10 protein-coding genes and 1 rRNA gene are annotated in these 9,913 nt (G+C 67.4%); 4 read left to right on the forward strand and 7 right to left on the reverse strand.

What is annotated here, in order from left to right; all coding sequences use genetic code 11:
• Nucleotides 1-10 precede the first annotated feature (10 nt).
• The 3 genes from SBI67_RS28670 to SBI67_RS28680 are packed head-to-tail and all read right to left on the reverse strand — an operon-like array spanning nucleotide 11 to nucleotide 2,515.
• Complete coding sequence (locus SBI67_RS28670; protein WP_318983828.1) at nucleotides 11-898, reverse strand: tetratricopeptide repeat protein; 888 nt, start codon at nucleotides 896-898, stop codon at nucleotides 11-13.
• A 13-nt stretch (nucleotides 899-911) separates the two neighbouring features.
• Nucleotides 912-1,277 carry a DUF3817 domain-containing protein gene (locus tag SBI67_RS28675; protein WP_413232590.1) on the reverse strand — a complete coding sequence of 122 codons (366 nt, stop codon included), beginning with the start codon at nucleotides 1,275-1,277 and terminating at the stop codon, nucleotides 912-914.
• Nucleotides 1,278-1,333: 56 nt separating this feature from the next.
• A complete protein-coding gene (locus SBI67_RS28680) occupies nucleotides 1,334-2,515 on the reverse strand; it encodes an acetyl-CoA C-acetyltransferase (RefSeq protein WP_318983840.1) in 1,182 nt (393 codons plus the stop codon).
• Between the two features lie 107 nt (nucleotides 2,516-2,622).
• On the opposite strand from SBI67_RS28680, the gene mce reads away from it, so the two are divergent.
• The gene (mce, locus tag SBI67_RS28685; protein ID WP_318983830.1) at nucleotides 2,623-3,099 is read left to right on the forward strand and encodes a methylmalonyl-CoA epimerase; all 477 of its coding nucleotides are present in this window, start codon (nucleotides 2,623-2,625) and stop codon (nucleotides 3,097-3,099) included.
• Here mce and SBI67_RS28690 read toward each other — a convergent pair.
• Together SBI67_RS28690 and nucS are read right to left on the reverse strand one after the other, a co-directional pair.
• Nucleotides 3,096-3,386 carry an Rv1322 family protein gene (locus SBI67_RS28690; RefSeq protein ID WP_413232591.1) on the reverse strand — a complete coding sequence of 97 codons (291 nt, stop codon included), beginning with the start codon at nucleotides 3,384-3,386 and terminating at the stop codon, nucleotides 3,096-3,098. The genes mce and SBI67_RS28690 overlap by 4 nt on opposite strands.
• Nucleotides 3,386-4,072, reverse strand: coding sequence for an endonuclease NucS (gene nucS / locus SBI67_RS28695; protein ID WP_318983831.1), 687 nt, complete (start codon nucleotides 4,070-4,072; stop codon nucleotides 3,386-3,388). The genes SBI67_RS28690 and nucS overlap by 1 nt, the downstream gene beginning before the upstream one ends.
• A gap of 47 nt (nucleotides 4,073-4,119) precedes the next feature.
• Here nucS and SBI67_RS28700 point away from each other — a divergent pair, with 47 nt between their 5' ends.
• Nucleotides 4,120-5,724 carry an adenylate/guanylate cyclase domain-containing protein gene (locus SBI67_RS28700; RefSeq protein ID WP_318983832.1) on the forward strand — a complete coding sequence of 535 codons (1,605 nt, stop codon included), beginning with the start codon at nucleotides 4,120-4,122 and terminating at the stop codon, nucleotides 5,722-5,724.
• Nucleotides 5,725-5,727: 3 nt separating this feature from the next.
• Here SBI67_RS28700 and SBI67_RS28705 read toward each other — a convergent pair whose 3' ends face one another.
• The gene (locus tag SBI67_RS28705; protein WP_318983833.1) at nucleotides 5,728-7,617 is read right to left on the reverse strand and encodes a hypothetical protein; all 1,890 of its coding nucleotides are present in this window, start codon (nucleotides 7,615-7,617) and stop codon (nucleotides 5,728-5,730) included.
• Between the two features lie 130 nt (nucleotides 7,618-7,747).
• Between SBI67_RS28705 and SBI67_RS28710 the strand changes: the two genes are divergently transcribed.
• Nucleotides 7,748-9,229 (forward strand): AlkA N-terminal domain-containing protein, encoded by a 1,482-nt coding sequence (locus SBI67_RS28710; RefSeq protein WP_318983834.1) that lies wholly within the window; start codon nucleotides 7,748-7,750, stop codon nucleotides 9,227-9,229.
• Between the two features lie 16 nt (nucleotides 9,230-9,245).
• Nucleotides 9,246-9,740 carry a methylated-DNA--[protein]-cysteine S-methyltransferase gene (locus SBI67_RS28715; RefSeq protein ID WP_318983835.1) on the forward strand — a complete coding sequence of 165 codons (495 nt, stop codon included), beginning with the start codon at nucleotides 9,246-9,248 and terminating at the stop codon, nucleotides 9,738-9,740.
• 81 nt (nucleotides 9,741-9,821) lie between these two features.
• Here SBI67_RS28715 and rrf read toward each other — a convergent pair.
• A 5S ribosomal RNA gene (rrf, locus tag SBI67_RS28720) occupies nucleotides 9,822-9,913 on the reverse strand; the annotation flags it as partial.

A 9,913-nucleotide genomic window follows, 5' to 3' on the forward strand; every position in this document is an offset into this window, starting at 1 on the left:
ATTGGGCGAGCTAGTAGAGCGCGTTGGCCAGATTGCGCCGGCCGGCGATGACGTCGGGGTCGGCGGCGTCGAACAGCTCGAACAGCTCGATCAGCCGGGTACGCACCGCCGTCCGGTCGTCACCGGCGGTGCGTTTCACCAGGGCGATGAGCCGGTTGAACGCCGCGGCGACGTCCTGCTGCAGGATCTCGACATCGGCGGCCGCGAACGCGGCCTCCAGATCATCAGGCGCCGCATCGGCCACCGCGATGGCGTCCTGAGGACGCGTGGTGGCCCGCTGCAGGAAGGTGATCTGCCGGATGGCGCCGGTGGCCTCCGGGTCGTTGGGCTTGCCGGCCAAGATGCCTTGGTAGGCGACCAGAGCCGCATCGAAATCGCCGTTGTCGAGGTGCGTGCGGGCGGCCTCCAACTCCGGGTCGACCTGCTCGGGCTCGTCACCCCCACCACTGAGCTTGCCTGCGGTGGCTTGGAGCAGCGAGTCGATCCACCGCCGCAACTGTTCGGGCGGCTGCGGACCCTGGAAGCTGGCGATCGGCTGCCCGCCCGCCAACGCCACCACGGTCGGCACCGCCTGCACACCGAACATCTGCGCCACCCGCGGCGTGGTGTCGACGTTGACCAGCGCCAGTGACCACTTGCCGCCGTCGGCCGAGGCCAACTCGCCCAGGATGTCGCCGAGGGCAGCGCTGGCCTCGCTGCGCGGCGTCCAGAGCAGCACCACGACGGGCACCTCACCGGAGCGGACCAGCACCTCGGCTTCGAGGTTGGCCTCGGTGACCTCGACGGCACCGGCCGGTGCCGTCGACGCCGCCCGAGCGGACGCGGGAGGTTGTTTCAGACCGGAGAGATCGACCGCGCCAGCCAGCGCGGGGCCGAGAGAAGAGCGGGGTCGTGTCACATCGACAAGTCTGTCACGTCCCCGAGGCAGTGGCCTCGGCCGGGCGTGTAGACCTGCCGAGACGCCCACTGCGCTCGGCCCACATGAGGAAGATCACACTCGCCAGCGGCACGATGCTGGCCAGCAACGCCAACACCCACGTGGCCGGCGACCACTTGAACGCCACTCCGACCAGCACCGCGAGCACCACGAAGGCAATGAAGACGCCCCCATGGATGGGCCCGAAGACCTTGACGCCGATCTCGGTGCGGGGTGTGCCCAGGTACTTGAAGTACATCCCCACCAGCAGACCGACCCAGCTGAGCGCTTCGGCCGCGGCGACCAGCCGGAACCAGCCTGCGGCGCGGTGACCATTGACGAGCAGTGCCATGGCCGCCATTGTGCCCGAACCGACGGCTGGCTACTACACGCTGTCGTTGAAGGTTGAGAAGGCGCTCAGGGACGGCGCAGGATCAGCGCATCGCCCTGTCCACCGGCACCGCACAGCGCCGCCACCGCGTAGCCGGAGCCCTTACGCGCCAACTCCAGCGCGGCATGCAGAGTGATCCGAGCGCCGGACGCCCCGATCGGGTGCCCGATCGCAATGGCGCCACCGTTGACGTTGACCTTGGCCGGATCGACCCCCAGCTCCTTGGTCGAGGCCAGCGACACCGCGGCGAACGCCTCGTTGATCTCGATGACGTCCAGCTGGTCGACGGTGATGCCCTCGCGCGAGATCGCTTTCTTGATGGCGTTGGCGGGCTGGCTCTGCAGCGTCGAGTCCGGACCGGCCACCACGCCGTGCGCGCCGATCTCCACCAACCACTGCAGGCCCAGTTCCTCGGCCTTGGCCTTACTCATCACCACGACGGCCGCGGCACCATCGGAGATCTGCGAAGCGGACCCGGCGGTGATGGTGCCGTCCTTGCGGAACGCCGGCTTGAGGCCGGCCAGCGACTCGGCGGTGGTGTTGGCCCGGATGCCCTCGTCCTCGGCGAACTCGATCGGGTCACCCTTGCGCTGCGGGATCGACACGGGCACAACCTCATCGGCGAAGATGCCATCCTTCCACGCGGCCGCGGCCTTCTGGTGCGACTGCGCGGCCAGCTCGTCTTGCTCGGCGCGGGTGAACCGGTCGACGTCGTTGCGCTGCTCGGTCAGCGCACCCATCGGCTGGTCGGTGAACACGTCATACAGCCCGTCATAGGCCATGTGGTCGAGCACGGTCACATCGCCGTACTTGTACCCCTCGCGGCTCTTGGGCAGCAGGTGCGGCGCCTGGCTCATCGACTCCTGGCCGCCGGCGACGACGACCTCGAACTCGCCAGCGCGGATCAACTGATCGGCCAGAGCGATCGCGTCGATACCGGACAGGCACATCTTGTTGATCGTCAGGGCGGGCACGTCCCACCCGATTCCGGCGGCGACGGCGGTTTGCCGCGCCGGCATCTGCCCGGCGCCTGCGGTCAGCACCTGACCCATGATCACGTAGTCGACGAGAGAGGGGTCGACACCCGCCTTCTGCAAAGCGCCTTTGATGGCAATGGCCCCGAGATCGCTGCCCGAAAAGTCCTTGAGCGAACCCATCAGCTTGCCCACCGGGGTCCGGGCCCCCGCCACGATCACCGAGGTCGTCATTTTCATCCTCCAAAGGTTCTGTAAAGCCGTTCGGCACCGCCCCGAACAGCCGTAGTGTGGCCTATCACACAGGCATAAAAGTCAGCATGTCAGGTTACTTTGAGTCTATGACCACCGAGCACGTCGACGCCCGACCGGCCCTTGCCAGCGCTTTGGTGACCGCGATCGACCATGTCGGCATCGCCGTGCCGGACCTGGATGCCGCGATCAAGTGGTACCACGACCATCTCGGCATGATCGTGCTGCACGAAGAGGTCAACGAGGAGCAGGGTGTCCGCGAGGCGATGCTCTCGGTGCGTGGCGCGGCCAAGGGCAGCGCGCAGATCCAGCTGCTGTCCCCCATCGACGAGAAGTCGACGATCGCCAAGTTCATCGACACCCGCGGCCCCGGCCTGCAGCAGCTGGCCTACCGCACCAGCGATATCGATGCGCTGTCCGAGCGGCTGCGCGCCGACGGTGTCCGGCTGCTCTACGACGCGCCACGCCGGGGCACCGCGGACTCGCGGATCAACTTCATCCATCCCAAGGATGCCGGCGGCGTGCTGATCGAACTCGTCGAGCCTGCGGCCACCGCAGAGCACTAGCTCCATCGCCGGGTGGGTGCCCGGTTCGCACGATTGGTCCAGCAGGGCGTGTGCCAGTGCCGTCGGTCGTCCATATCGGAGCCGTCCGCCGGCCACACCAGCAGATGAGCCGTTCCCGGCCTGATCTCGTGATCGCAGCCCGGGCAGCGGTAGGTCTTGTTCGCGCGCGCCGCCCCCACCGGCCGGACCTGGTAGTCGTACCCGTCCGGCCCCACCTCCACCCGTGGCGGCGACGGCAACGGCCGCATCGGCTCGGCCTGCCTGCGGACGGGGCGGCGCCGTGGCATCAGAACAACCGGAACTCGTCGTTGTCCATGCCGCGCATCTTGTCGTAATCGAGGACCACGCAACGGATCCCGCGGTCCTCGGCCAGCGTACGAGCCTGCGGCTTGATCTGCTGGGCGGCAAAGATCCCGCTCACCGGGGCCAGCACGGTGTCCCGATTGAGCAGTTCCAGGTAGCGGGTCAGCTGCTCGACGCCGTCGATCTCGCCGCGGCGTTTGATCTCGACGGCGACCGAGCGGCCCGTTTCGTCGCGGCACATCAGATCCACCGGACCGATAGCCGTCATGTATTCGCGGCGCACCAAGGTGAACCCAGCACCGAGCAATTCGACGTGTTCGGCGAGCAGCGCCTGCAGATGCGCCTCGACGCCGTCCTTCACCAGCCCGGGATCCACCCCCAGCTCATGGCTGGAGTCGTGCTCGATGTTCTCGACGGTGATGCGCAACTGCTCGCCGGTCTTGTTCTCCACCACCCACAGCACCTCCGCGCCGTCGGCAGGCACCTCCGGCACGGTCTCGGTGACCCAGCACGGCGGGCTCATCCAGTTCAGCGGCTTGTACGCACGGTCGTCGGCATGCACGCTCACCGAACCGTCGGCCTTGAACAACAGCAGCCGCCGGGCCGACGGGAGGTGGGCGGTGAGGCGTCCGACGTAATCGACGGTGCATTGGGCGATGACGAGGCGCACCGAACCACCATAGATTGCCCCCGGGCAGTCACTAGGCTGACGCCACGATGACTGCGGAAAAGACTGTGGCGCAGCGGCTGGGCCGCGTCCTGGAAAAGGTGACCCGGCAGAGCGGTCGCATGCCCGCCACCTCGGAATACGGATCATGGATCCTGGGCCGGGTCTCGGAGACCCAACGGCGCCGCCGCGTCCGCATCCAGCTGATCTTGACCACCTTCGTTGTCGGCGCCAACCTCATCGGGGTCGGCGTGGCGCTGCTGGTCATCACGGTTACGTTCCCCGTGCCGAACGTGTTCGCACCGAACGTCCTGTGGATCACCGCGGCCGTCGCGCCCGCTTACATCGCGCTGGCCTTCCTGGTTGGCGTGGTGTGGGCCACCCACCGGGTCATCAACAACGTCCGCTGGGCGCTCGAGGAGCGCGAGCCCACCCCACAGGATCAACTCAACACGTTCTTCGCCCCCTGGCGGCTCACGCGGGTACTGCTCGTGCTCTGGGGCGTCGGCACCGTGTTACTCACGATTCTCTACGGGCTCCAGGACACCAACTTCATCCCCAAGGTGCTGCTCGGCATCAGTTTCCCCGGCATCGTGGTCTCGGCGAGCTGTTACCTGTTCACCGAGTTCGCGCTGCGCCCGGTCGCCGCCCAAGCCCTCGAGGTCGGCCCCCCGCCGCGCCGTTTCGCCCCGGGCATCATGGGCCGCACGCTCACCGTGTGGGCGCTCGGCTCCGGCGTGCCGGTGTTGGGCATCCTGCTCGCCGCAATCATCACCCTGATGCTGGGCAACGTCACCCCTACCCAGTTCACCGTCGCGGTGATGATCCTGGCCGCCTTCGCCCTGGTGTTCGGCTTCGTGCTGATGTGGATCCTGTCCTGGTTGACCGCCACTCCGATCCGGGTCGTGCGGACCGCCCTCAACCGTGTCGAGAAGGGCAACCTGGACACCAACCTGGTGGTCTTCGACGGGACCGAATTGGGGCAGCTGCAGCGGGGTTTCAACTCGATGGTCGACGGTCTGCGCGAACGCGAACGAGTACGCGATCTGTTCGGCCGCCATGTCGGACGCGAGGTCGCGGCCCTGGCCGAGCAACAGAAGCCCGTGCTGGGCGGTGAAGAGCGCCATGCCGCAGTCATTTTCGTCGACGTCATCGGGTCGACCACCCTGGTCACCAGCCGACCGGCGGTGGAGGTGGTGGCCCTGCTGAACCGGTTCTTCGCCGTCATCGTCGACGAGGTGGATCGGCACGCCGGCCTGGTCAACAAATTCGAGGGCGACGCCGTGCTCGCGGTGTTCGGCGCCCCGGTCTCCCTGCCGAATGCCGAGGACGAAGCGCTGGCCGCGGCCCGCGCGATCGCCACCCGGTTACGTGAGGAGGTGCCGGAGCTGAACGCGGGCATCGGGGTGGCCGCCGGTCAGGTGGTGGCCGGCAATGTCGGCGCCAAGGAACGTTTCGAGTACACCGTGATCGGTGAACCGGTGAACGAGGCGGCCCGACTGTGCGAGTTCGCGAAATCGGTACCGGGCCACCTGGTGGCCTCCTCGGACACCGTAGCCAGGGCAACCGAAACCGAAAGCGCGCATTGGAGTCTGGGTGAGACCGTCTCATTGCGTGGCCTGGATGAGCCGACCACGCTGGCCGTACCCGTCTAGTCGCTACGCATACGACGCGAACCTGCTGTCGAATCCGGCTTTCCGGCTGGCTATCTGGGCGGCCCGTTCCTCGGCGGTCACGTACGGGGTGCCCGGCGGCAACACGGACGCGAGATCGCCGAGCGAGACCAGCTGGCTGTGCACGGTCGGGGATGCACCGTCCGGGAGGACCTGGAACCGCAGCGAGATGGTGCCCTGATGCAAACCGCCGGTGGACACCCAGTTCGCCACCCCGGGGTCGGTGGGTGACACCACCAGCGTGTACGTCCCGTCGCCGTTGGCCACGGCCTGCGAGATGTTGAGGCTGGTCTGCTCGTCCCAGTAATCCTTCGTGACGGTCCAGTCGTCGGTCACCGGGACGACGAAGTAACCGGCGCCACCGGGGTCGATCGTCAACACCAGCGCTTGGTCGTCGCCGAGCTGGAAGTATCCGGCGCTCTGCAGTTGGGTGGCAAGGAATTCCGCGTTACGGGTTGGATCACGCAGCACATTCGGATCCTGCCGTTGGCCTGTCCTGGGGTCTGTGGTCGCCACGGCCATGTACGTGGCCTCCCGTTGGATACCCAGCGCCATGATGATCGCCGTCACAGTGCCGCGCACCAGCGGCGGCACCGACGGCAACGGCGGCACCAGGGAAACCAGCTTCGTCAGCAGGGGGTTACGCACCACCGCCGGCCCGAGACCGGGGATGGCGAAGCCCCCGAGCTGGCTGAACAGGCTGTTGGGCGGGCCTGCGACTCGGGTGATCTGGAGGCTCATGGGTACCTCAGATCCCCAGTCCGACAGCGTGTTCCGCGTGGCGATCAGGGTAGCGTCGGCCGGCAGTTGGAGGTGATTGGCGCGCCCGTTGGCCGGTGCGGCGTCGGCGGTGATGGTGAAGGATCCGTCGGCGTCCAGCATCAGTTTGTCCTTGGTCAGCACCGCGGCGGTGTTACCGGTGAGACCCGTCAGCACGCTGAACGTGGTGTCGGCGGGCAGGTGTGCCGGATCGGCGAACCGACCGGTGATCACATACTTCGTTGCGCCGTTGACTCCCATGAAGCGGTAGATGGTGTCGGGGTTGTCGTACAGGATGCGGGAGGCGGACACGGTCGCGTCGTCCTGTCCGGCCCAGGTGTGCGGCGGGGCTACCTGCATGACGACGGTGGGCTTGTTGGAGTCGAGTAGCTGCTGTTGGAATGCCGAAGCCATGGCGTACGCGTCGACCGCGGCGTCGAGCCGGTCGATGTTCTCCTTGTCGGGGCCGCCGACCCGGTCGAACTGCTGGTTGGCTGCCGACAGAAATCCCGTCCGCAGAACGAGTTTCATCAATCGGACCGGCAGGGTGTCGACGGTGCGCTTGGCACGTTTCTCGGCGGCGAGTTGATCGGCGGTGCCCAGCGGACTGGTGGCGGTCGCAGCTGGATGCCCAACGGCGGTCGTGGCGGACGCTGCGGCCGCGGTGGATGTGGTTGGGGTGTCACGATCGTGGCCGATCTCCCGTCGCGCGACACCGGCCAGCGCGAGTGCAGCGGGATTGTCGGCCGGCGCCTTGGGAGGACCGGATGCCTCGTCATCGACCTTGGCGGCGGGCGCGGCCACGGACACGGCCTTGGGCTCGCTCGCCCGGGAAACCGTGCGTTGGGCTCGCAGCACGGGGCGACGCGACGGTGGGCGGGTCGTCTTACCGCCGGCCGGAGCGGCCGACGACGTAGCGGCGTCTGCCGTCTCGGGGGTTGCAGTCGGGCTGCTGTCCGGCTTGGCGGCGGGAGCAGCGGATTCTGTGCTCGACGATGAGGCATCACCGGTGGCGTCGGCCGCGGCGACGCCGGGATTGTTGGCGATCGCGGCGCCGAGCCCCAGGGCTACTGCCAATCCGCCGATCCGGCCGATGAATGCGGCACTGCTGGACATCTGCACCTCGCTCCCGTGGCAGCGGTCTGCAACGTGTATAGCAACTGTGGGCCGTCGGCAGGCCCGAACGCCACACACCGATGTCGTTTTTCCGCCAGTTCTGTCGGCGGGCCCGTGTAAGGGTGAACGAGTGCACGACGATTTCGACCGCTGCTACCGGGCCGTCCAATCCAAGGACGCCCGCTTCGACGGTTGGTTCGTCACCGCGGTGCTCACCACCGGGATCTATTGCCGCCCCAGCTGTCCAGTTCGTCCGCCGTTGGCCCGCAATGTCCGGTTCTATCCGACCGCCGCCGCGGCGCAGCGGATGGGCTTCCGGGCATGCAAGCGCTGCCGGCCGGACGCGTCCCCCGGGTCACCGGAATGGAATGTCCGCGGTGACGTGGTCGCCAGGGCCATGCGGCTCATCGCCGATGGCCTCGTCGACCGCTCCGGTGTCACCGGATTGGCAGCCCACCTGGGTTACACCACCCGCCAGCTGGAGCGGCTGCTACAGGCCGAGGTCGGCGCCAATCCGCTGGCACTGGCCCGAGCGCAGCGGATGCAGACCGCCCGGGTGCTCATCGAGACCACCGACGTGCCATTCAGCGATGTGGCGTTCGCGGCGGGTTTCGCCAGTATCCGACAGTTCAACGACACCGTTCGGGAGGTGTGTGCGCTGACGCCCACCGAATTGCGCAAACGGGCGCGCGCCAAATTCGGGCGCGACGACCATGTCGGAGCGGACACGCTGTCACTGCGCCTAGCGGTGCGTACGCCTTTCGCCTTCGAGGGGCTGTTCGGTCATCTGGCCGCCAGCGCAGTGCCGGGCGTGGAGGAGGTCCGTGACGGCGCGTACCGCCGCACGCTGCGGCTCTCCCGTGGGTGCGGGGTCGTCAGCCTGACGCCCCATCCCGATCACGTCCGCTGCCGTCTGCGCGTCGACGACTTCCGTGACCTCTCGGCCGCGATCGCCCGCTGCCGCCGCCTGCTCGACCTGGATGCCGATCCGGCCGCTGTGGTCGACGCACTGAGCGCCGATCCCCAACTGGCTCCGCTGGTGGCCAAGGCCCCGGGGCAGCGCATCCCCCGCACGGTCGACGAAGCCGAACTGGCCATCCGGGTGGTGCTTGGACAACAGGTCTCGATCAAGGCGGCCCGCACCCACGCCGGACGGCTGGCCGCCGAATACGGCATCTCGATCGCAGACCCCGATGGCACACTGACCCACACCTTCCCCTCGGTCGGGCAGTTGGCCGAGCTGAATCCCGAGCGGCTGGCCATGCCGGCCAGCCGACGACGAACGGTCGTGGCCCTGGTGGCGGCGCTGGCGGGCGGTCAGGTCGAATTGGATGCCGGCGCCGATTGGGATCGCTCCCGGGCCCAGCTGCTCGCGCTACCGGGAATCGGGCCGTGGACCGCAGAGGTCATCGCGATGCGTGGCCTCGGCGATCCCGATGCGTTTCCCGTCATGGACCTCGGGGTGCAAGCGGCGGCCGCCGCAATCGGGTTACCGACCGACCGCGCCGCGCTGGACACCCACAGCAGGCGCTGGCGGCCATGGCGTGCCTACGCCACCCAACATCTGTGGACGGCATTGGACCACGCCGTGAACGACTGGCCACCCAGGTGACGCAGCAGGAGAAGTGATGGCAGACATGAAGTATCGGACGATAGACAGCCCGGTTGGGCTCCTGACGCTGGCCGGCGTCGACGGCCGGCTGATGCACCTGCGGATGGTGGATCAGATGTACGAACCCAATCGCAGTGATTGGCAACCGGACGACGACGCGTTTCCCGAAGCCGTCGCGCAACTGCAGGCGTACTTCGCCGGCGACTGCACCGAATTCGACATTCCCCTGGAATTGGTGGGCACGGCCTTCCAGCGCAAGGTGTGGCAGGCGTTGTTGACCATTCCGTACGGCGAGACACGATCGTACGGAGATATCGCCGCCCAGATCGGCACGCCCACGGCATACCGCGCCGTCGGACTGGCCAACGGCCACAATCCGATCGGCATCATCGTGCCGTGCCACCGCGTTATCGGCGCCAATGGCAGCCTGACCGGTTACGGCGGTGGATTGGACAGAAAGAAAATTCTCCTCGAAATGGAGAGGAGCCGAAATGCGCCGGCATTGTTTTAGTCCACGCGGCGCTTTTCGATACTGAAAAGCAAAATGCCTCGGCCCTCCAATCGAAATTGGAGGGCCGAGGACTTAAATTGTGTTCGGCGGTGTCCTACTTTTCCACCCGTGTGGGTAGTATCATCGGCGCTGGTAGGCTTAGCTTCCGGGTTCGGGATGGGACCGGGCGTTTC

Source organism: Mycolicibacterium chengduense, from assembly GCF_033741155.1.
In the GTDB taxonomy this organism is placed as follows: Bacteria; Actinomycetota; Actinomycetes; order Mycobacteriales; family Mycobacteriaceae; genus Mycobacterium.

Coding starts and splice junctions, on each gene's coding strand:
- SBI67_RS28715 (WP_318983835.1), top strand. CDS start 9,246: ATGGCAGACATGAAGTATCGGACGATAGACAGCCCGGTTGGGCTCCTG.
- SBI67_RS28675 (WP_413232590.1), bottom strand. CDS start 1,277: ATGGCGGCCATGGCACTGCTCGTCAATGGTCACCGCGCCGCAGGCTGG.
- SBI67_RS28690 (WP_413232591.1), bottom strand. CDS start 3,386: ATGCCACGGCGCCGCCCCGTCCGCAGGCAGGCCGAGCCGATGCGGCCG.
- SBI67_RS28700 (WP_318983832.1), top strand. CDS start 4,120: ATGACTGCGGAAAAGACTGTGGCGCAGCGGCTGGGCCGCGTCCTGGAA.
- mce (WP_318983830.1), top strand. CDS start 2,623: ATGACCACCGAGCACGTCGACGCCCGACCGGCCCTTGCCAGCGCTTTG.
- SBI67_RS28705 (WP_318983833.1), bottom strand. CDS start 7,617: ATGTCCAGCAGTGCCGCATTCATCGGCCGGATCGGCGGATTGGCAGTA.
- SBI67_RS28680 (WP_318983840.1), bottom strand. CDS start 2,515: ATGACGACCTCGGTGATCGTGGCGGGGGCCCGGACCCCGGTGGGCAAG.